The sequence below is a fragment of the Arenicella xantha genome (assembly GCF_003315245.1).
Taxonomy (GTDB): domain Bacteria; phylum Pseudomonadota; class Gammaproteobacteria; order Arenicellales; family Arenicellaceae; genus Arenicella; species Arenicella xantha.
In genome coordinates this window covers 334,801-356,840 of sequence record NZ_QNRT01000003.1, presented here as the reverse complement: position 1 = coordinate 356,840, position 22,040 = coordinate 334,801, and the positions used below count along the sequence as shown (strand labels likewise).

The 22,040-nt window shown below is 47.2% G+C and carries 15 protein-coding genes; 4 read left to right on the top strand and 11 right to left on the bottom strand.

Going from position 1 to position 22,040, the window contains the following annotated elements; all coding sequences use genetic code 11:
• Window positions 1-62: 62 nt before the first annotated feature.
• Both DFR28_RS13585 and DFR28_RS13580 read left to right on the top strand, forming a co-directional pair.
• The gene (locus DFR28_RS13585; protein ID WP_113954901.1) at window positions 63-1,217 is read left to right on the top strand and encodes an acyltransferase family protein; all 1,155 of its coding nucleotides are present in this window, start codon (window positions 63-65) and stop codon (window positions 1,215-1,217) included.
• A gap of 148 nt (window positions 1,218-1,365) precedes the next feature.
• Window positions 1,366-1,584: a GMC family oxidoreductase gene (locus tag DFR28_RS13580; protein ID WP_113954900.1), complete on the top strand. Its 219-nt coding sequence runs from the start codon at window positions 1,366-1,368 to the stop codon at window positions 1,582-1,584.
• Window positions 1,585-1,684: 100 nt separating this feature from the next.
• On the opposite strand, the gene DFR28_RS13575 is transcribed toward DFR28_RS13580, so the two are convergent.
• The 8 genes from DFR28_RS13575 to DFR28_RS13540 form a co-directional block, all read right to left on the bottom strand.
• Entirely contained in the window at window positions 1,685-2,692 is a 1,008-nt protein-coding gene (locus DFR28_RS13575; RefSeq protein ID WP_113954899.1) for a PDDEXK family nuclease, read from the bottom strand.
• A 141-nt stretch (window positions 2,693-2,833) separates the two neighbouring features.
• Window positions 2,834-4,120 carry a sensor histidine kinase gene (locus tag DFR28_RS13570; RefSeq protein ID WP_113954898.1) on the bottom strand — a complete coding sequence of 429 codons (1,287 nt, stop codon included), beginning with the start codon at window positions 4,118-4,120 and terminating at the stop codon, window positions 2,834-2,836.
• The gene (locus DFR28_RS13565; protein ID WP_113954897.1) at window positions 4,110-4,799 is read right to left on the bottom strand and encodes a response regulator transcription factor; all 690 of its coding nucleotides are present in this window, start codon (window positions 4,797-4,799) and stop codon (window positions 4,110-4,112) included. The genes DFR28_RS13570 and DFR28_RS13565 overlap by 11 nt, the downstream gene beginning before the upstream one ends.
• Before the next feature lie 14 nt (window positions 4,800-4,813).
• A complete protein-coding gene (locus DFR28_RS13560; protein ID WP_113954896.1) occupies window positions 4,814-7,327 on the bottom strand; it encodes an ABC transporter permease in 2,514 nt (837 codons plus the stop codon).
• Window positions 7,324-8,004: an ABC transporter ATP-binding protein gene (locus tag DFR28_RS13555; protein WP_113954895.1), complete on the bottom strand. Its 681-nt coding sequence runs from the start codon at window positions 8,002-8,004 to the stop codon at window positions 7,324-7,326. The genes DFR28_RS13560 and DFR28_RS13555 overlap by 4 nt, the downstream gene beginning before the upstream one ends.
• Entirely contained in the window at window positions 7,997-8,920 is a 924-nt protein-coding gene (locus DFR28_RS13550) for an alpha/beta hydrolase family protein (RefSeq protein WP_113954894.1), read from the bottom strand. Before DFR28_RS13550 ends, DFR28_RS13555 begins: the two co-directional genes overlap by 8 nt.
• A gap of 221 nt (window positions 8,921-9,141) precedes the next feature.
• The gene (locus DFR28_RS13545) at window positions 9,142-9,957 is read right to left on the bottom strand and encodes a mechanosensitive ion channel family protein (RefSeq protein WP_211316997.1); all 816 of its coding nucleotides are present in this window, start codon (window positions 9,955-9,957) and stop codon (window positions 9,142-9,144) included.
• Window positions 9,958-10,136: 179 nt separating this feature from the next.
• Window positions 10,137-13,754, bottom strand: a complete 3,618-nt coding sequence (locus DFR28_RS13540; RefSeq protein WP_211316996.1) for a C25 family cysteine peptidase — start codon at window positions 13,752-13,754, stop codon at window positions 10,137-10,139.
• A 442-nt stretch (window positions 13,755-14,196) separates the two neighbouring features.
• Here DFR28_RS13540 and DFR28_RS13535 point away from each other — a divergent pair, with 442 nt between their 5' ends.
• Window positions 14,197-15,420, top strand: a complete 1,224-nt coding sequence (locus DFR28_RS13535) for a tetratricopeptide repeat protein (RefSeq protein WP_113954892.1) — start codon at window positions 14,197-14,199, stop codon at window positions 15,418-15,420.
• A gap of 108 nt (window positions 15,421-15,528) precedes the next feature.
• Here the strand turns inward: DFR28_RS13535 and DFR28_RS13530 are convergent, their stop codons facing one another.
• From DFR28_RS13530 to DFR28_RS13520, 3 genes are all read right to left on the bottom strand, one after another.
• Window positions 15,529-16,149: an SOUL family heme-binding protein gene (locus DFR28_RS13530; RefSeq protein WP_113954891.1), complete on the bottom strand. Its 621-nt coding sequence runs from the start codon at window positions 16,147-16,149 to the stop codon at window positions 15,529-15,531.
• A 90-nt stretch (window positions 16,150-16,239) separates the two neighbouring features.
• Window positions 16,240-17,766, bottom strand: coding sequence for a tryptophan halogenase family protein (locus DFR28_RS13525; RefSeq protein WP_113954890.1), 1,527 nt, complete (start codon window positions 17,764-17,766; stop codon window positions 16,240-16,242).
• Between the two features lie 163 nt (window positions 17,767-17,929).
• On the bottom strand, window positions 17,930-20,320 hold the full coding sequence (locus DFR28_RS13520; RefSeq protein WP_113954889.1) for a TonB-dependent receptor: 2,391 nt from the start codon (window positions 20,318-20,320) through the stop codon (window positions 17,930-17,932).
• 1,097 nt (window positions 20,321-21,417) lie between these two features.
• Here DFR28_RS13520 and DFR28_RS13515 point away from each other — a divergent pair.
• Window positions 21,418-21,996 (top strand): hypothetical protein, encoded by a 579-nt coding sequence (locus DFR28_RS13515; protein WP_113954888.1) that lies wholly within the window; start codon window positions 21,418-21,420, stop codon window positions 21,994-21,996.
• Window positions 21,997-22,040: the final 44 nt, after the last annotated feature.

Sequence of the window (22,040 nt, the reverse complement as noted above, 5' to 3'; positions counted from 1 at the left end):
TGAGTGCGCGTCTGGTTAAGTCTGCAATAGAGTGTATCTGCTAACGACCTACCACTTCAACGATGAGCCTGACGCAATCCAACAACCCGCGACGATACGACATTGACGCACTACGAGTGCTCGCATTTCTGTGCCTCATTCTTTATCACGTTAGCATGTTGTACGTGGACGGCTGGGGCTGGCATATTAAAAGTGACTATCAATATCAATGGGTAAAATTTCCAATGCTGTTGATTAATCAATGGCGTATGCCTTTACTGTTTTTAGTGTCGGGTATTGCCTCGAGCTTTTTGTTACGAAAAATAGGCCCCGCAGCGTTCATTAACAGTCGCAGCGATCGCTTGCTAATCCCCTTTCTAGCCGGCGTGATACTCATTGTGCCACCGCAAGCGTATTTGCAAGCGATCGCTAATGGCACCATTGAACAGCATTTCCCAGGCATGAACTACCTAAAGTTTCTCAGCCACTACTTTACATTTCAAGGCTGGCCTGCGGGCAGCTTCGATGGCAGTGAGTTCGGCTTCACATGGAATCATCTGTGGTTCATTCCTTATCTATTTCTGTACACAATTGTACTAATACCTGTAAGTTGGGTATTACGTAAAAGCAAAATAGAGCTCGCCATTCGGCAAGCAGGTGCCGTGACTTTAATGCTGGCGCCCGTGATAATACAAATCATCTGGCAGTTAAGCCTGAATGACGAAAAGCCGATCTCACATGCTCTATACGATGACGGCTATGCACACGCCATGTTCGGCAGCTATTTCCTAATTGGGTATCTGCTCTCCGACCATGTCGCACTATGGCGCGTTATAGTGCGGCTAAGGTGGATTACATTGTTGAGCGCCGTAGCCTGCTACTTAACGCTGTTGTTGTTTTGGTTTGTTATCGACACCGACGGATGGCTTGATCACCTAGAAGGCGTGATCGCAACTTTTAACCAATGGCTCTGGCTGCTGTGCGTTATGGGTTGGGCGGCTCGATTGTTAAACCAACCAAGCTCACTACTTACCTACGCCAATAACCGTATCTATCCATGGTATATCCTGCATCAAACTATCACCATTATTGTCGCATTCTGGTTAGCAAAGTATTCGCTAGGTGGCCTAGTGGAGTTTGGCTTGGTAACACTCACCACCTTTGCTGGTTGCTACATTCTCACCGAAGCTGTAATTGCACGCAGCAATTTGCTAAAAATAGTGTTTGGAATGAAGTAAGTGTATGGCGAGAGAACAAGAGGCTAGCTAGTCATATTCGGCTCGTTAAGTACTCGCCTGGCTCAAGCTTCATGGAGTCAGGCAAATTTGGCGGTTTCGGGCCATTCTAATGCGTATTATTGGGCCTTAGTCTGAGGTAAAAAATCACTTGGTTATTAACGGCCACCATTTAGGCACAACAAGAATGTCCGCCCAACCTGAAGACGGTGTGGTGGACAACAACCTTAAAGTTCACGCTACCGACAATCTCTATGTCGCCGGTTCTTCGGTTTGGGCGTCACCGGGCGTATCTAACCCGACACTAACGATTATTGCATTGTCGATTCGACTCGCCGATCACCTTGCGAAGGCTGCTGAAAACGTATAAACGAGCAGTAATAAGCTCTCGTAACGCTAGTTTTTTTATAGGTTATCCTTGCCAACTCTAGCGTAGCGAAAGCACATTCTGACACGCTGTAAACTTAGCGCTAATTACTATACTTGAGCACCGACTCAACGTGCCCCATCAGCGTTCGTTCATTAACGAAAGTGAGATCATACATACTGGTCATGCCGATGGCTTGCTCATCACTCAACCCAAACACACAAATCACAAACTGGCTTTGTCGAATACCTAACTGTTTGCGTAAGGACAAATACTTATCGATATCGTGGCGAAACTCACCCGTTTTGCATTCAATACACAATGGCACACCATCTGCTGAGAGCATGAACAAATCCAGCTCGTTGGCATTGCCCGCTTTAAATTTCACATTCACCGAGCGCGTACAAGCGGCGGCAATCTTGTTGTTATCGATGAACTGCATCAACTTAATCAACACGTACCACTCCATCCAATAACCATTGAAAAAGTCCCGTATCTTCGGCGCAGTTTGCAGCGTTAAATGAATCGCCTTAGTTTTCTTGTTGTGGAAATTTTTAGCAACAAAAGAGTAATCGTAAAGCTCGCTACAGAATGCTTGAACCTTGGCTAAGTCTTGCTGACTATGTTTAGACACGTCCAGCTTCGCATTTGCATAGCCTTTGTTTTGAATATATTTGATCTGTTTAGTGACGCCCGACAGTAGTTCGAAATCGTCACCAAGACGTAAAGCGACTTCGTCAAAAAAGCCCGTTGTATCAGCCGCATCGGGATTAAACTCAGCCTCGATTTGACGCTGATCAAACCAATTGGCAATAACCGAGAGATTACTTTCCTGAGCCAAGACATTAGTATTATTAACATCCACACCATCAAAGATCAGGTCTTCCGAGAGGTCCACATGAGTTTTGGCAAGAGGAGTGTCTTGGTTTGAGCGTAGCTCCTCTAACTCCTTCTTTTGTACCAATAACTTACCAACAATGGCTTTAACAAAGGTGGTCGTGTCATGCACGTGAGCAACCCGCTTACACTTGGGGCACTTCACTGGATTACCCAAATAATTATTACCTACTTCTCGTACATGACCGCACTCGTTGCATCGGAAAATTGCCATGAAGACTCCAGCTCCTTTGATAATCGTCTAACTAGCAGACAGTTTTAAATAGTATATTTTCGAAGTCACTCTACAAGTTAGTCCTTAACTTATCAAACACTAGTTTGCTTATGAGTATGTGCCTTACGTTTGGAACCAATATTAGTTAGCGAGAGCAAGGTCATTAATCGAATGATTGTTGTTCCCCGCAAAAACAATCGCTGCCTGATAATGTCCATCATCTGTCTGGTGTGTGTTCAGTGCACACTCAAATCGTTCACAAATCCGCTGCACAATCGTCAAACCCAAGCCAAAGCCTCGATTCGGCAAGGTTGATGACTTGACCGCATTATTAACCAAAACTCCCTGAATATTAATTTCGACCGCAATGACGGCTTGGTCTCCATGAATCATAGCATTGCGGACCAGACTTCTAAGTACCAGCGACAGTACAGCGCGCGGCATTGGGTACGTAAAGGTTGGCAAGGTTGAAACCTCAAATACGATTTCTTGATCAGGGAAAGTTGCTTGGAGTGTGGTCAACGTGGCGGATAACGCCGAGGCTGGACACATCTCGCTTTGCTCCACGATTCGTTCACTGGCTAACCATAAAAATGCTTCCGCTATCTCGTTCATCTCATCCACTGATCGACATAATCGGGATACGGCTTTATCGATTTGAGGGGCGGTCTCATCGGCATGAATTTGGAGCAGTTCGGCGGCGGATCGTGCGACCTGAATCGGCGATCGGAGCTCATGGCTCACGCCGCGATTGAACTCATACTCTCGTTGAGCGGCTTTGCGAACGCTCTCTAATGCCAACGCGAGCTCTTGCGTTAGAACACCAATTTCATCCTGAGAAAACTCGTTTGCTAGCTGAATCACCACGCCATCAAGATCGTCGTTTTGCAGTGCGCCAGTTAACCGCGACACTGGCGCTAAAGCTGATTTCGTTAAACGACTAGCCACCAATCCAGCAAGCAGCATAATCAATACTGTCACGCCCGCAATCAATGCAAACAAAGTAGTTTTGCTACCGCGCACCGCCAACAATTCCCTAACGTCATACAATAGGTAATATGGAACACCGGTATCCGGCCGCACCCAATGTGCAATAAACATAGCTTGTGCGTTATCGAAATACTCATGCACACCCGGCTTAGCTAACACGCGCCTGAGTTTATCTTCTGACAGCGCTGATGAACGCAGGTCAACCGCGTCAATACGACGCATATGGGTATGGGTTGGTTGCCAAGCTTCAATCAACACGGCATTCCCGCTGGCAATAACTCGCTCGAATGCCGCCTGTTCAGTTTTCAACTGATTAACAAAGACTTGATCTTCAATAACGTAGACTAACAAAAAGATCAGGCCGCTGAACAGCAAGCACAACACAATTGCGAGACCGATCAAGGTATTGCGAATCCGCGCGCGAATACTAATCGCCATACTCACTCTCCTCGGCACTTAACGCAAAACCAATTCCACGCATCGTTGTTAACATATTAAATTCAAACGGTTTATCCAGCTCTCGCCGCAGTTCGTACATATGCGAACGCAGAGGATCGCTACCCGGTGATTCGTCGCCCCATAACAAGAATTCTATATCTTGACGGGTAACAACGTTAGGTGAGGCCCGCATTAACATTTCAAGAATACGCACACTGGCACGGTGTAACTTCAAAGACTGGCCCGCGCGCACTGCTTGCCAAGTATCTAAGTTAAGAGTTAGGTCGCCGACCGCCAACACTCGGCTATGATTTGGCGCGCGCCTAAGCTTAAGCGCATCAAGCCGCATGGCCAATTCCTTTAGTTCAAATGGCTTGACCAGATAGTCCCAGGCTCCTTGCTGGAATCCTGCGACTTTGTCGGCCAGCGAATCCCGCGCGGTTAGCATTAACACAGGTGTATCGAGCTGTAATTCCTCGCGTAATTGTCGGCATACTTCAAAACCATCCATGCGCGGCAAATTAATATCTAAGATGACAGCGTCAAAAATATGTTCCGACGCTAACCGCAGTCCGACTACACCATCGTAGGCAAAATCGACAACATGACCTTGCATTTCCAGATAATCGCCGACACTGCCGGCGATATCAGGATTGTCTTCAACAATCAGAATTCTCATACTCCGCCTCGCTTCTATGACAGTTTGACAGCTTGTTGTAATTGGCGAAAGGCAAATAGCCAACCTAGACCGACAAATGCACTGCATATCAGCGCGGCCAGACTAAAAGCAAGCCCCCACTCTAGCTCATATGGCAAGGCAAACAGCTGATCAAACATCATGCCAGCTATCAGCTGAACACCCAATGCTCCGACCAGACACGCAACCAAGCCAATCATCAATTGTTCGCAGGTGTTCATGACATAGCACTGAGCCCGTCGCAACCCGAGCGCACGCATCAAGCTGCTTTGAGTTTGGCGGTGTGACGCACTAACAAAAGAGGTTGCCAAAATTAACATCACTGCGCCAGCCAATAACAAACACAAGGTCGTATTCATCAACCTGGTTAGCGCCTTCATCATGCTGCGGATACCGGCTATTTGACGCTCGAGATCGGTAATACGAACTTGTGGAAAACGTTGACTTAACTCGCTGAGAAACTCATGCGCTTGCTGCTTAAGCAGTAACCCACCCATATAACGCTGCTCAAACGGCTCGAGAGCTTGGCGCGAGAACATAAACCAAAACATCATACGCGAGCCTCCGCCTCGATACTCGCGCTGACTGGTAATTGTCGAGCTGAGAAAAGCATCGCCTATTTGAAAACCTAGCTGATCGCCAACTTTCAAGCCCAAATCAGTCATGACTTCATGCTCTACCGAAACCTCATTGCTATCCGGCTCAGGCCAAACACCGCTTAACAAGCTATTATTGTCAGGCAAACTTTCAGACCATGACAGACGCACTTTAGATCGCGTTTCCTCACGTGTATCACTTTCCTTATTCAAGGCACTTTCAATGGCCTCGCCGTTAATACTAACGAGCTTAGCCGACACCGTTGGATACATGCCTTTTAACATGGCCTCGCGAGACTCAATGAGTTCTCTAAATTCGTCACCGTGCTCAGTCGGCAAACCAGTAAAAATATAGTTGCCGTCGGTCTCGAGCATCTGAACTTGTAACATATCCAGAAAACTACCACGCAGAGTGACCGTCATCAAAATTGCCATCATTACAATAGACACACTCACCAAGGCCGTCATATGTCGTCCCGGCGAGCGTGCAATTGAACGCACCGCTACTTTCAATGGGCCACTCAACAGTCGATGTGCCTGCCCACATAATTTACTTAGCCCCCAGCCAAACCCAATTGATAGAGCAATTAAAACGATCACCGCACCGGCCAACATCATGGTTAGCTGTAGATTGTCACTGCTGTACCACAACATACCAAGCACAATGCTCGCGGCAAATAATGTGGTTGAATAAAAACGCTTAGGTTGCTCAATATCACCGCGCAACACCCTGGTCACCGGCATGGAGCCAAGGCTTTGAAACTTTGGTACGACAAACGCAATCACCGTAACCAAGCCCATACCAACAGGGCCAAACAAACCCTTCCAATTAAATTGCGCCACCATCAAGGTCATATGCGGCTCCATAACACTGATAAGCAACGGCTGCACCAACCAGCCAAGCAAACAACCGACTAAACCCATAACCAATGCCAGTGCCAGCAATTGCAAACACAGGGCCCACGCAACCGCTCGCCGACTCACACCCATACAGCGTAAAACCGTTGCGGGCATGGCATACCCCTGAACCGTATATCCCGCGAGCGTTGCCGCAGCACCGCCACACATTAACAAGATTAAGACCAGAACCACGCTGAGCATGCGTTCTGCACGAACACTGATGCGTGAAAACGGATGTTGTCCTTTATTCGGCTTTAGAATCTCAAACTGATCACCAAACTCCGCTACTAACTGCGACTCAAGTTGCGATAGTGCGTCCGCCTTTCCCGCCACCAACACGCGGTATTTGCCTCGGTCATTATCAACACTAACCTTAGTATTCGCCAATGTCTCTAGATTAACCATGGCTCGCGGCAGTGCGTGCTGAAACTGAGTTAAACGATCAGGTTCATGCTCGATCACTCCGGCAACCGTCAACCATGCTGCGCCAACTTGAATAAGCTCGCCTAAGTGCGCATTGAGCTCAGTCATTGCACGCGGGTCGAGCCATACTGAGTCGGTTTTGAGGGCAGAAACACGCAAACTAGATGAACCATTTGCGGTTCGAATGATCAAATCGCCTTGTAATGGATAATTATTCGACACCCCCTTCAAAGAGACACTTTGGTAGGCGCTGTGTTTAGCCGATCCGAATTTAGAGACGTTATTTGATGTCGAGCTTTTGCCAATCGCGCCGGTAGTAAAGCTACTAGTAACCACCACCGGCTCAAGCCCCTTTTGCCTAAACACATGCAACGGCAGAGCGTGATCGGAGCGCACCACCAACGGCGCACCAAGATAATTCGCAATATCGTTGTCCAATGCAGTCTGAACACTGTTTGCAAAAAATCCAAGGCTGGCGGCTACGCCGGAACACACCACAATACTCAGGCTCAATAAGTAATTGGCACGCTGCGCAAGCGTGCGACGCCCTAAACGCTTCATCAATATGGCTATCTGCACAAGCTGATTCATGCTTGATCCTCCGCAACGAGTCGGCCTGAACGCAGATGTAAAACACGATCGCAACGTTGTGCTAAAGCGCGGTCATGCGTTGCAATAACCATGCTAGTACTATGCTCGCGCTGCAAACAGAAAAGTTGATCCAGAACTGCCGCGGCGGTCACCGTATCGAGGTTGGCTGTTGGTTCATCAGCAAACAATATTGCGGGCTGAACTGAGAAAGCGCGACATAATGCGACTCTCTGCTGCTCTCCGCCCGACAGCTGGCGTGGAAAGTGCCTCATACGGTGGCCCATACCAAGCTTTTGCAACCATTCTTCGGCCTTAGAAAATGCATTCGCCTGACCAAATAGTTCAAGGGGCAACGCTACATTCTCTATTGCCGTTAAATCATCCATCAAATAGAAAGACTGAAACACAAACCCTACTTGGTCGGCACGCAATAAGGCTCGCTCGTCCTCATCCAGCTCAGTTAGATCTCTACCGTTCATCCAAATCTTGCCATGCAGTGGAAGATCTAATCCAGCCAAAATACCGAGCAGAGTAGACTTGCCGCTGCCAGAAGCACCTTGAATCGCGACTGATTCTCCAACCTTAAGCTCTAAACTCACATCTTCAAGAATTGAGATCACACCCGACGCAGTGTTAATTTGTTGCTTTATGGAACGCGCAATTAATGGGTTACTCATTGCTGCCCCCATCTTGAAGCGAATCGAAAAAGGACAAAGCTACCTCAATAAAGTCTGGCGGCAGTCGATGACCGGAATCAAACCAGACAACAGTTTTATCTTGAGAGCCGATTTGCTCAAATGTTTGTTCGGTTTGATCTTTGCTTGAATAAGGATCATCACGACCAGCCAACCATAAGACCTTTGCTTTACTAATCGCTGGGACATGCACTCGTGGAGCAACCGGTGAGATCGCCGACTCAACGTATGGCGGCACCATGGCTAGCACGGTAGTTACACTCGGCTCCAAACTCGCTAGCAGCAGGCTCATTTGCGCACCCATGCTGTACCCCATAACAAGAACTTCTTGAGGATCAAATTCCTGCAAAGCCCAATGCAATGCCAATCGGTAGTCTCTGACTGAACCAATAATCGTGTCTATGTAAAGCCGAGGCTCGTCGCTGTGTGCCCGCGCAATAAGCTCTCGCGGCCCGAACCCTTGGCGGCCACGCTCACCATGCAGTCGCGCATCCAAACTGATAACGATATAACCTTTTTGCCGTAAGTGAGACGTTAGGTTCTGAGCCGCAAGCGCGCTGCTCTCGCTCCACCAAAACTGTTGATTGGTTCCCATCGGATGCAACGCAAATGCCAATTTAGGTTTCAGCGACGAATGGTTGCTCGGAAAGGCAATCAGCCCATTGACCGCTTGGCCATCGTCACTCAGAAATCGCAACTCGGCACGTTCGCCGATTTGGTCTCTTGCCAAGGTCGTCATGGTTAGATCTATCGGTACACTTGAGTCGTAGGAGAACCACTGTGACAGATAGTCACTAGCCAATGATTGGCTGGCCGTCGGCGCGGCATTGCTGTTAAGCGTTGTTGACACCAATATGCAAAGCAACACTCGACGCATAAAACCTTGAACTAAATTCATAACTATTTCCCATATCTATTATTCTGAATATGGAAGAGAGTAATGGCCGAAGGTTCAAATGAACTTCAAATCAGCAAACGCAGTATCGATTTTTATCAGGGGCAACCGGTGGATAAATAGCTAAGGATTTGAAGATAAAATTCAGCGCACATACTAATTTAACGCCGGACGGCGACCATAAACATCATGATCGCCGCGAAGTGTTGCAAAACTATCGAGGTCTAATGATTGTAAATATGCACATCACGTTGTGGGTATGGAATACCAATCTTCGCTTCATCTAATGCTACTTTAATGCGCTCAAGCAACTCTAAACTTGCAGCCGGATGATCTGCCGCTTTAGCCCACGGCCGCACCGTGAGATTCACGCTATTGTCGCCCAGCTCAGTGACACCGACTGTCGCTGCGGGGCTTTCCAAAACATAGTCTGACTTGGCGATTGCCTTTAAGATAACCTCTCGAGCCTCTTGGATATTGGCATCGTAGGAAATACCCACAGCCAAATTCATGCGTCGATCGCCGGCCTCGGTGAAATTAGTAATCGGCCCATCTAAGGCTTGGCCGTTCGGAATAATAATCTTAGTTTTGTCCGGCAAGCGAAGTGTGGTGGTAAACACATCAACCTCCTCGACTTGGCCAGTTTGTCCTGCCACTTCAACCACGTCGCCAACGCTGTAAGGTCTGAAAATAATGGTCATGACACCAGCCGCAAAGTTGGCTAGCGAACCTTGTAGTGCTAAGCCTATCGCCAAACCTGCCGCACCTAAAATCGCAACTAATGAGGCGGTTTGAACACCAAGCTGAGAAATTGCTGCAATGGTTACGAATGTCAGCATTAATGCATACGCAATATTAGTCACAAATTTCGCCAACATGGGGTCAGCACCGGATCGAGCCACGCCCTTTCCTATTGCTTTGGCCAGCAAGCTCACAATGAATTTCCCTATGATAAAGATGGCTATTGCCTTGATGAAGTTCAAGCCGTATATCATTGCATTCTGTTGAATGGTCGGAAGGTAGGTTTGGATCATTTCCATGGTATCTCCTTAAAACTAGTTTGTAAGGCCTGTTCTGCTTAGTAAGCAGAACAGCTCAACTTAGTATAATGAGAACTGAACACTACCGATGTTAAACAGTGTTTCAACTTCGAGCACCCCAGCACCAGCGCTAGACTCCCGTTACTACCGCCTGATGGGTACATCTTGATGAAAATTGCTTACTGCGATCCTGCAAGACGAATGCTCGGATCACCGAGTAGCGACCAGTTTGTCACCATATCGTTCCACGGCTGCATTTTCGATTTCACAGCTAAGATAGCCTGCCCCACGGTCATATTTCCGTGTTTGGCTTGAGATATCAAACGGTTAGCAAACTCCGCATTTTCACGATATTCACTCAGGTATGCCGCGCCAGATAAAGCCACCGCACCGGCTTCACTTGCAAATAGAAGTTGATGAGCCAAGCTATTCATTGACGGTGATTCATAGAGCGTTGTGTAGCACGCCAGTGGTAGTACGAAAGTCGGGCTACTATGGTTGTTCATTGCGCTAGCGTCTTGAGCATTAAATAGGTTTCGAAAGGTCCAACGACTACTGCTCGAATGCCCGTTATACACGGTCAAACCAACGCCAGCCGACGACGCATCAAATCGACCAAGCAAGTCCGCTCGCGCATCCGCAATAGGAGTCGGCGTGTCGATGGCTAAATAATCATCAAGATAGATCCTCTGCACGTTATTGGCCGACGATAAGATACCCGAGTGGGTCGCTAGCTCTTCAAGTTGCGAGCTGAAATTCTGCGCGCGAGCCGTATCCTCGACATCAGCTAGCAATAGCACATTGCCACGGTAAAGGTGACTATCGGCCTGCCAACGTAAGGTCTTATTTACAATATTTCGCAGATCTTGCTCAGTTCTTACCGGCCAGCGACCGATTGCTTTATTTGGCAAACCATCACCCGTTATATCGACTATCGGAGTATCCGTTGGCGCAAACATAAAGTCCTTGGACACGCTTTCATACATCGTCGGAATAAAGCTAACATTGCCCAGCGCGAGGTGATTGTTATAGTCGTAACTGTGGCCACCAACAATCAACACATACTTGATCTTATTACGTTGGTCTGCGCTTTTTAAAAAGTTTCGAATTGCTTCTGGCGTCGGCATGCCAAAACCATACGAATCGACAATATCTAACCAACTTACAATAGTGGTTCGTAGCCCAGCTCGGCGCTTAGCCGCAGCGAAACGTTGTAAATCAGCATTAATAAATGAAGGATGTGCAACGATCAGATAGTCCGCACCTAGGTTTGTACCAAAGTTAATTGGTCGTTCTAGTGATATCGACGGACGCCGGAAGGCACTATCAGTCATGACCGCGTAGAAGGTATTGTCTGGCTTGATCCCGCTTAGCGCAGAAAACGAAAGTACCGAGCCATTCAACTCAACGCCATCCAGCACCGCCAAATTACCGCTCGATTGGTAAGCGAAAACCTCGGCCGCTTGTGCACCTAGATTCGCTTCGATGTCATACACCTCGATGTCCGATTCGGCAGGAATCACGACACCTTGGTCAAGCAATTCACTCGGATGGTGTACCGCTAGCTCAACGTCATTGATGTACATCAAGTCAGCGATCTGACCAGTATCACCAGGCAGCACAATTTCCACGGTATTCAGCCCACTGAGCAAATCACTTGCCGGTACTAACGCTTCGATTAGCTGATGCTGAAAACCGTCAAAACGCGTCGCAGCAGCGGTTCGGCCATTTACCTTAACCAGCACGTGGTGATCCGGATTTTCAAGCGGCACTGAAGGAAAATCTATGCCGCCAACCAACCTAACCGTGAGTAATGCAGGCTTATCGACGATCGCTTTGGTGATATTGAACGTATAAGTAGTAGCGGCTTCGCGACCATAGGCGAGCAACTTTCGATCAACCCAAGGGTCACCATTAGAACTGGTCGCTACGTAAATATTATTATCACTAACTTTGTAAGGAGTTAGCACACTCGCAGAGCGTGTAGCATCAGCCTGTGGGCTACTCATCACACGATCCGCGTCAATCGCTTTGCTCGAGTCACGCTGAATTCGGTAGACCATTTCTTGTGTATATAGCGCGTCTTTAGCGGATAAATCACCGACGTAATAGACGATAGAATCACCCTGATCAAAGGTGCTGTTATCCGATTGAACGGCGCGAGGTATTGCCCGCCCTTGGTAAGTGATAGCTAACTCACTGACTGGTATGCCATGCCAATCTGCGCCGGCTGCTGATAGCTCACTAAATGAAACTCGGTGCAGTCCAGGCTCAGCTGATAGCAGATTGATTACTTCTTTACCTAGCTGATATTCATTCTTATCACGAATGGCTTTTCGAGCCCGCGTTGAGCGTTTCCAACGACCGTTTAGTTCGAGGTAGCCCGATTGCTGCATCCGTTGATTGTATTCAGCGCGAATTGCGGTCCATTCAATTGGGCGCATTTCAGAGGTTTGTCCGTATTCTTCGCCGAGTGTAAACGGACCAAAAAACTCCTCATAACCGCTCGTATCGTAAGATGAAAGGCCAAATGCAGTTGCCTCAGCCAGCAAGTCTGGATTTAACCTCAGCGTCTTTCGGTAAGACTGCCCACCGGCTAACCCATCGGTGTTGCTAACGATGATACTTTTATTTAGTTGCGTCCATTCTCCGGCAACCTCAGCCCAAAGATTAAAACCAAAGTTGAAAGATTCCGACTCGGTCTCCCATTCAAACACCACTCGATTGGATTTGTTTAAAGAGGTTTCAAATCGAGCCAGCGATACGGGCGTGGTAAAGCTAGACCCGAACGCGATCACACTGGCAGTTTCGTCAACATGCTCACGGTTTTGCCCCGCGACGCGTTGCTCATCAATGGTCAATCTCAGTTCACTTGTATTCAGCCGGCAATAGCGCAGCCATCCTTCAGGCTCTTGACGCCCGCGCTTAGTCGCTATCGCTACCGGCGTTGAGGTAAAACAACCTGGCGTAAAGGTCGCTTCTTCTGTGTTGTTACAATTATTGTCCCAACCGTCAATATTGTCGGGCGTTATGATCGCTTCAAAGGCGACTGAAGCTGGGCCGCCAATCGCACTAAAGTTGAGCGTGTCGTCGGTTCCGACAAGATCACAGTGACTGGTTTCCTCTACCGCCAACCAACAGATCTTTTCATCATTCAGGCTGCCAACATTGTCTTCCTTGTTCAAGTCCAACGCTAAATTGAATCCAGTGCCAGTAATGTCATCAATCGCGACCGATAACATTGGTTCAATTGGGTTGCTCGGTGGCGCACCTAAGGTCATGTTTTCCACCGTTTGAATATTGGCAATAACAACCGGCGCCGAGGAAAACGTCGAGCTGAACATAATCGGCTCGTAGCTCTCAGTATCACAGCCGGTGGTACAATTATGTTGCACAGCATTGGTGGTCACACAACCCACTTCAAACGTTACACTACCGCCGTTATTAGTCGGTATGGTTTGAACGCCCTCAGCAATCGCCGCGAACTGCACCGGAACCGCCGCGTGCTCTCCGTCCCAAGAACTATCCTCTGGGCATACCGCTTCAAATGAGTCGGTATCGATATTCTGCAACCGAACTTCACAACTATTACTGCCAGCGGTATTGCCTAAAATAAAGACTGCCGGAGTATCAGCGAAATCAGGCGAGAGAGGAAATTCGTCAAACGAGTTGTTAGCAAAGGTATCGTGAATAGTGCCCGAACCAACTTGAAAGGTATTGGCGGCGCCGTATGCCGCACAATGCATGGATCCGCCAAAGACTAATAGAGCTAACAAACAACAATTCTTCATTTGCATTTGAACTTTTGCTCCTAATTTTAACGGTATCATCTTCAAACTCTGCCTCGCGCTAAGGTGCTATATATCGATTAAATTGCCGCTAACAATACGACAAAGTGTCAATTTACGGTTTACTCAACTTAAGGCTGTCTCTTAAGTGACATTCATTAGAGAGTTAACATTTGTTCAATATAATGTCGAGAAAACTCTACAGTCGTCCAACAACTACGACAACCAATCAGCCCTTGAAGTAAACCGCTAGCAAAAATAGACACCTAGCATGGCTATGCGTGAGAGCGCTCCGAACCATTCGAGCATAAAACGTATAGTCTGCTATTCTATATTGCTAGTTGGGTAATGGCGGAACCATAGCACGACGCCGTGTTGCACCGGTCGTTAGACAACAAGCTGGTTTCACACAATCCTGTTAGCCATGTTATTTAAAGAGGAGCACTGATCAATGCCAAAGCGACGAAACACAAGTTATAGCAGCGTCTACCGCCATTTTTTTCGTCATATTTTCCTGCTTGGCATGGCTACGACGTTGATTGCTTGCGTCAGTCATGCTCCAGTTTCTCGCCCGACTGAAGGCCAATCAAAAACGGCACTACCGACATTTAATCAGCAACTTTTCACCGAAATATCGCTGATTGAGCCCGGTGCTATTACTAGCCTCAGCGCACCGCAAAAAGCGCATTTCTTGAATTACTTCAATGCCCCTATTAATCAACAAACGCCGCCTCATGAACGCGTCGCCAATTACCTGGGGATCATCTTAGATCAGTTTAAATACTCAGAAAAAACCCTAACGGCCGAAAAAGCCCTGCAATCAATGTCTGGAAATTGTCTGTCATTGGTGTTGGTAACCGATGCATTTGCCAAACTGTCGGGTATTAATATTGAGTATCAACTGCTTGAGCAGAACCCAGTTTATAGCCTTGATAATGACCTGTTAATTAGATCAGACCATATGCGTTCTGTGATTCATGGCCCATGGGTTGAGAGTGCAGAGGGAGCTTTTCGGTCGAACAGCTCAATACGTATCGACTATTTTCAAACTGACGGTCTAAGCTACATCGACCAAATACCGTCGCATGAAAAAGACTCAATGTACTACAGCAATAAGGCGGTCGAGTATGCTGCTGAGCGACAATATAATTTGGCATTCTCGCATGCCAAACACGCACTCTCGATTAACCCTAATAGCTTATCAGCGCTTAATACGCTTGGTATATTACACCGCAGGCTTGGCGATAACGTAACCGCTGAATCGATCTACCAATACGGTTCTCAGCGGCATCCAAGCAAAGCGATTTTTCTACGCAATTTATCTACCATACTCAAAAGCGAAAAACGTTTCGAAGAACTCGCTGCCGTGAGTGAAGAAATAAAAAAACTCAATTCCAACAAGTTAGCTGAATTCATCCGCGCAGGACAAGAAGCCGAACAACAACAAGATTACGGTGTTGCGGTCTTGAATTATCGGCGCGCGCTTGCCATCGCCCCTGACCTACATGAGCTGCATCTCTATTCGGCGGTAGCCAATTTCAAGAATGGCGCTAATGTCAGCGCCGAGAAAGACTTCTTCCGTGCCATCAAGACGGCAGAAAATGATCCCGCTAAAAAGCTATACGAGAAAAAATTAACTGCCTTGCAATCAAGTCAGTCTCGCAAAGAATACTAATACCGCTGAAGAGTCCATGCTTCTCGGCGCTATTCGGTCTGCTCGACACGCAGTCAATTGTCGAGCCGAAAGGTTTGTTACATCGTGATCAGCACCTACCAGCGCGAACTAAAGATTTTCACTAACCACCGGAATCATCACCTCATTGCGCCGCAATGGCCATAGCACCCATGGTGCATCATAGCCAGCGTAGCGTGGCTCTCCGGCGACCACATAACCTTGCTGGTCGATCCACTGCTCTAGCTCAAGCTGTTTTTTCTTATGGCTAACTTCACTACCACGGCCTGAAAAGCGGATACTGGCGATTAATTCTGCCGGCACCTCACGAATAGAAATATCCGGATTATTGGGTTGCGGCAGAGTTTCTTTAGTCCATTTAACCGGCATCACAAAGGCTACAGTCCAGCTTTTATCATCATTTTCGACACGAGTCACCGGTGCCGTCATTGCAATTTTAGTCGACTCAGTACGCGTTACTGGCGCCGTCATCTGCATTTTTTCAGCCGATGTATTATTGCCAAAGATATAGTCCGCCAAAGGCTTAAAACCACTATTCCCGGCACGCCGCATATCGCCAGTGACTGTTACCTCAGCAATCAACATGGCGCGATATTGCCGCAGCTCAAACTTATGGTCTTTAAGCACCACCGTATGTGGTGGCTCGTCGACCGCAAGCACTGACAATGGTAGACAAAACGTTAAAACCACTACAAAAATCAGACCCCGCATAGCTGACTCTCCTGTTGCTTGACAATAGCGAGAGTGTATACGGCTTAAGTGGACTGCCTGTGTAGGCTGATCGCTGATTTATTCAGCTAGCTATTTCGGAACGGCCGCTTGGCAGTGTTGTGCAATAAACTCGTCATGCGCAGGCATTGCTTCACTGGCTCGCTGATAAGCCGCTTTTAACTCCTGCATAATTCCGAGCAATTGTTTTTCGGGCTTGCTCTCAGCCATCGGGTCGTAATAGCTCGGATGAACACCTTGACCACGCATAACCGCAACCCAACTCGCTGTTTTAAACAAATCATATTGAGCTTCTACAACATGACCGCGCGACTTGAATAGACTGATTTTCTGCGCAAGGCTGTCCGGTATCGACATCTCTCGACAATATGTCCAAAGCGGTTCAGGGCGATCATTTAGATGGTAGTGCAGAATAATAAAGTCGCGAATGAAGGCCACTTCGTCGTTCACTTGCTGATTGTATTCTTGTATCTGAGCTGGCTCGAATTCTTTGCCTGGGAACATACTCAGAAGTCGAATAACGGCTGTTTGAATCAAGTGAATTGATGTCGACTCAAGCGGTTCCAGAAAACCGGCTGACAGCCCCACTGCGACACAATTATGTGACCAACTTTGTTGGCGTTTACCTGTTCTGAATTTGAGCTTTCGAGGTTCACTCAAGGGCTCACCATCGAGACCCGCTAGCAATGTACTAACCGCGTCTTCGTCGGATGTGAACTTGCTGGAGTATACAAAGCCATTGCCGGTACGGTGCTGCAACGGAATCCGCCAGCGCCAACCACCGTCTTGCGCGAATGTTTGAGTATACGGCCTAATCGGAGTCGAACTCTTTTTACACTGCACTGCTACCGCGCTGTCCGCCGGTAACAAATCACTCCAGTCTTCGTATTCAACATTCAATGTTTTGGAAATTAGTAGTGCCGCAAAACCAGTACAGTCGATAAAGAAATCCCCCTTTATCACATCAGAGGATTCGAGCTGAACTCCCTCGATAAAGCCGTTATTTGCATTTTGCAATACGTCGACGACCTTACCCTCTACCCGACGAACACCACGTTGTTCCGAATAACTTCGTAAAAATCGCGCATAGCGAGATGCATCAAAATGATACGCGTAACCGATACCCGAAAGGATCGACTCGGGGTCTTGACTGGTAGGCGCAAACTTTCCCTGATAAGCGGCAACGCTGCATAGCGAGAAGTCCGATAGTTCTCCACAGTCCGTCAACGAACTTGCCCGCTGCCAATATTGATGAAACTGCACCGAATCTAATTTTCTTCCGTACTCACCGAAGGGATGAAAATACCTAGATTCAGGATTGGACCAACCATTGAACTCTATTCCCAACTTAAAGGTAGCTTGGGTTTCCTTAACGAAGTCCGCTTCATTAATACCTAGCATTCGATGAAAATCGCGAATCGGGGGGATCGTCGCCTCGCCAACTCCAACGGTGCCGATGGCATCAGACTCAATAAGCGTTACGTTATAGCCTTGGGGAACCAGAACTCGAGAAAATGCAGCGGCAGTTATCCAGCCCGCCGTTCCGCCGCCCACGATCACAACATTCTGGACAGGGTTGTTGGATTGTTGATTGGTCATAGCTGACGTATCGAATGGAAGTTAAATTCGCACTGATAATAACTCACACAGTTAAGCTGCGGGGATTACCAACGCCGATAAAATTAAGCCCGACCAGCAATTGGTCGGGCTCAAAACCATCACTACCAAAGGAGGAGGTAGTGATGGGACTTCAAAACACAAATTAGTTGAAGTTATAGCTCAAACGTAAGCCGCCTTCTCGCGACGGTGCCCAAGTGTAAGCAGTACGTGTACCGCCAATTTGAACTTCCTGCTTAATCGCTTCATCAGTAGCGTTATTGAGATAAAGCTCCGCAGTCCAACGTGAATCAGGGCTAGCGTAGATTAGACTCAAGTCAAGCTTGGTGTACGACTCTTGAATATCAAAGTTAGACTCACCGGGATCTGTTGCACCATAAGTACCTGGAGCACGATCTCCACGATTCTCCTGAGTTAAGTAGGTATCATCCTGATATGTCAAACGTACGCGTGGGGTAAACACACCACCCGAGGCCAATTCAAACTCGTGCTTATAGCTAGCGCTAAATGATACTTCAGGCGCGTTTGGCAAGGTATTGCCTGCAAAATCCCAAACACCACCTACACAACCACCGTCAGCCGCTTGACCGAAAGCACATGAATTCCATTGCAATCCATTTTGATTGTTGAAGTTTGTCTCTGATCCCAAAAACTCTTCATATTTAGCATCCAAATAGGCACCACTAATACCGAAAGTTCCGTTGTCTCCAACTAAGATAGTCGAATCAAATTCGATGCCGTCGATACCCGCTGAACCCGCATTGGTTTTAGTCAATGTTGACTCACCAGTCACAGGATTAATTACCGCTGCAGTCACCTGCATGTCGGTGTAATCCATAGTGAAGATATTGGCATTCAGACGCATTCTTCCGTCCATCAATGTTGCCTTCATACCCAACTCAAGACTGTCGTTTTCTTCAGGGTTTTGCACTAGCAAGCTATTTCCAGCGACATCTGGACTGCTATTAGAGTTGGTTAAGCTGGCGTTATTACCATCAACTAACACGCCCGATTTCCAACCAGTCGCGTATGACAAAAATAACAATACGTCGTCATTCATGTCCCACTCAGCACGCGCCAAATAAGTTTCATTTGACCAGTCGCCTTTCATGTCATTGATTTGACGATAGTAGCAACCCGCTTGGTTAGACGCATCGGCAGCCGCTTGGTTTGGAAAATTGATAGTGATTGGTCCAGGACCTTGCGCAAACGTACAGTCAATACTTCGGCCACCAACATCGCTACGCTCATCGCTAGTATGACGGATACCACCAGTCACTCTAAATGAATCCGTTATATCCAATGTGCCTTGAAAATACGCACTGGTTGAATCCAAACCGCGGTTTGGTTGCACGAATGTTGACAATACAGTGTTGTTTGGCGTGCCATCAGCGTTGAATTGACCCGCACCATCTTGGCTAGTAAATCCCCAGCTACCATGCAGAATGTCGAATCGAATATCGTTTTCTTCTTCGAACGAGAACAAACCAGCTGTCCAACGGAACTTGGAATCATCCGAGTTTTTCAACTGTAATTCATGTTGTGTTGCGGTGTGTCCCGACGATACCGTTTCACGCGTATCACCTTGAAATTCGTTGCCATAAATCTGGCTCTGACTCATTTCAGTGTAACCACCGATATACGATGCAGTTAGGCCATTATCAAACTCGTAGTCAAAGCGAGTACGAATAACGTCACTGGACAGGTCAATGTTGCCGGCAGCGGTTGGGTTTTGTACTCGATTGTCAAAATCAAACGTAGGAACGTCACCGGTTCCATTGTTATTGAAGTTCTCGTACGACAAATGCCATGAAACGTTGTCAGATGGCTCAAACAAAGAACTGATTCGGAACGATGACATATCTCGTGTGCCATAGTTACGCGCGGTTGCGAACTCATTGCCGCTGGCGAATTTAGTCTCACCATCTTGTTGGTCGATAACACCAGCCACACGAATCGCCCAAGTATCACTAATCGGCGCATTCACTGCTGCACGAACTTCTTGTTTATCACGACTACCGAAAGTCATGCTGGCTTTGCCTTTAAACTCATCCATAGATGGCTTAGCCGTTACTAGGCTAACCGCACCAGCAGTTGAGTTACGTCCAAACAATGTGCCCTGCGGGCCACGTAAAATTTCAACGCGCTCCATGTCATACATCAAGGCAGTTGAACCTTGCGAACGAGCTGAGAATACGCCATCGGTATAAAATGCAACCGCTTGGTCTCCCGCTTCAGTTTGGTCAATTGTTCCTTGGCCACGAATAAAGATCAACGGCACACCGTGATCGCCATTATGGCGAACCTGCAAAGTTGGTGCCATGGCACGCAGGTCATAAATGTTTGTTATATGGTTTTCTTCTAGATCACTGCCCGAAAATGCTGAAATCGCCAACGGCGTATCTTGTAGACTAGTGGCACGTTTTGTAGCCGTTACCACAATTTCCTCGAGGTCTGCAGCAAACACAGATGATGCCGGAATGGACAAGCTCGCGGCGACGGCGAGCGCAATAGTTTTTCTCTTAGGTGTATTCATACTCAAATTTTCCTTTGGTTCTCAACTTGATCTCCTCACCACAGCGGTTCAGGAGCGGCCACATGTAATCGTTTTCCCATTAGAGCCTTTTTATTATTGTAATGTGGTAAACGTTTACCATCGTAAAGATAGATAGTCGCTAGGCGAATGTCAAACGAATAATTGATAAACATCAGAAAGCTGGCTTAGATTCCGAATAATCTACTGATTTATCTCCGCCACCATCGTCATTCCGGCGAGTCATAGCCAATCACGGTGCCGTTGTAGTCAATTAGTTTATCGAACAAAACGTACGCTTTGTAAGTAAGAATTCTTGAACTAGCAATAGGCGCACCGATTACTCTAGGAACTCTTATTATTACTAATCGGCCTCTTTAAATCTTGAATCAGCTTGGTATGATAATAGCCATTAGGTGGTCTATTCGTTTAGCCCGTCCAATATAGACACATACAGCGCCGTATACACACTCCAAGGCTTGATGCTTTTTCCGCACCAAGATCCAGCCCAAGGCCGGGCATAAAATGTTCTTGCTTCGTACCTTAATTTGGTACATCAAGCGAGTTAACACTTCTCACAAGTTATCGGCTAAAAGTTATGAGCCCCTCTATTCTCATATTCAGCGTGTCAGCACCAGACTCATCACGATCCTCGTCTTAAAGTCGAAGCACGTTAACTGAATCGCTTGTTTGAAGCCACATCACTCTATAACGAGAGCGGTAAATAATGCCTGTAAAAACAACTTTAGTAATGAGCTGCCTAGTGCCCTTTGTATTGTATAGCGCCACTGCGTCCGCAGCCGAATACCAATTACGACTGGAATCAAAAGAAGCCTTGAACGGCTACATCAGTGTCAAAATTTTCAGAAAAAGAGTCAGTTGCATCAGAGCCAAATCCGAGCACGAAGCAGCTAACCCAGGTCGTAAACTATCTTGCCATAAACTAAAAAAAAGATGACAAACTACAACTAAGCAAACTCCGACAATTGATCACTCGGTGATAAGCAGACACAGCAAAACGGCAGCCCTTTATGGTAATATCGTGAGCAGCAGGTATACATAGAATTCAATTATAAGCTAGCAAAACCGGAGCACGCTGCATGTCTAAAAATATTCTACTCTCACTTTTCACCTCCCTAATGATGCTCGGAGTATCTACTATCAGTCACGCGGAAGAAAGCGATGACAAACTATATAAATGGTATGGAACAGCTCCTAAGGGCAGCAAGATGCGTCCAGTGGAAGCCACCTCTTACATTCCATTTAATAAAGATTACACTGAATTATCAGACCGACAAAAAAAGATCTATCGTGCGGATTTTGAAGGCCTACAAGCAAATCAAATTCCCCCATTCCCCAAAGGCGGCACTAGGGAAATTTATGGCCCGTTAATCAAGGGCCACGCCCGAATCGGCGGTGGCGGAGAGCTTTTACTATTTGCCAATATCGATAAAAAAGGCACTGTTCAGAAAGTAACTGTGTACCGTAGCCCGTCAGAACAACTCGCCGAACTGGCCACCACCGTAATGTTCAACGTAAAATTCAACCCTGCAACCTGCGCTGGCGAACCGTGCGCCATGGAGTTCCCGTTTCTGTTCGACGTACCGCATCGCGTTAGAGAGCTAAAATCCTTGAATAAAGAAGATTTTGGTAAAGGCGAGTCAAAGATCGTTAATTAGACTGAACCCATTCGAGAAACCTCGTTTGTAAACAGTAAGAACCA

Bases quoted from the DNA above. Each gene is read 5' to 3' on its own strand.
- DFR28_RS13585 (WP_113954901.1), top strand. From the start codon at position 63: ATGAGCCTGACGCAATCCAACAACCCGCGACGATACGACATTGACGCA.
- DFR28_RS13575 (WP_113954899.1), bottom strand. From the start codon at position 2,692: ATGGCAATTTTCCGATGCAACGAGTGCGGTCATGTACGAGAAGTAGGT.
- DFR28_RS13570 (WP_113954898.1), bottom strand. From the start codon at position 4,120: ATGGCGATTAGTATTCGCGCGCGGATTCGCAATACCTTGATCGGTCTC.
- DFR28_RS13565 (WP_113954897.1), bottom strand. From the start codon at position 4,799: ATGAGAATTCTGATTGTTGAAGACAATCCTGATATCGCCGGCAGTGTC.
- DFR28_RS13560 (WP_113954896.1), bottom strand. From the start codon at position 7,327: ATGAATCAGCTTGTGCAGATAGCCATATTGATGAAGCGTTTAGGGCGT.
- DFR28_RS13555 (WP_113954895.1), bottom strand. From the start codon at position 8,004: ATGAGTAACCCATTAATTGCGCGTTCCATAAAGCAACAAATTAACACT.
- DFR28_RS13550 (WP_113954894.1), bottom strand. From the start codon at position 8,920: ATGAATTTAGTTCAAGGTTTTATGCGTCGAGTGTTGCTTTGCATATTG.
- DFR28_RS13545 (WP_211316997.1), bottom strand. From the start codon at position 9,957: ATGGAAATGATCCAAACCTACCTTCCGACCATTCAACAGAATGCAATG.
- DFR28_RS13540 (WP_211316996.1), bottom strand. From the start codon at position 13,754: ATGCAAATGAAGAATTGTTGTTTGTTAGCTCTATTAGTCTTTGGCGGA.
- DFR28_RS13535 (WP_113954892.1), top strand. From the start codon at position 14,197: ATGCCAAAGCGACGAAACACAAGTTATAGCAGCGTCTACCGCCATTTT.
- DFR28_RS13530 (WP_113954891.1), bottom strand. From the start codon at position 16,149: ATGCGGGGTCTGATTTTTGTAGTGGTTTTAACGTTTTGTCTACCATTG.
- DFR28_RS13525 (WP_113954890.1), bottom strand. From the start codon at position 17,766: ATGACCAATCAACAATCCAACAACCCTGTCCAGAATGTTGTGATCGTG.
- DFR28_RS13520 (WP_113954889.1), bottom strand. From the start codon at position 20,320: ATGAATACACCTAAGAGAAAAACTATTGCGCTCGCCGTCGCCGCGAGC.
- DFR28_RS13515 (WP_113954888.1), top strand. From the start codon at position 21,418: ATGTCTAAAAATATTCTACTCTCACTTTTCACCTCCCTAATGATGCTC.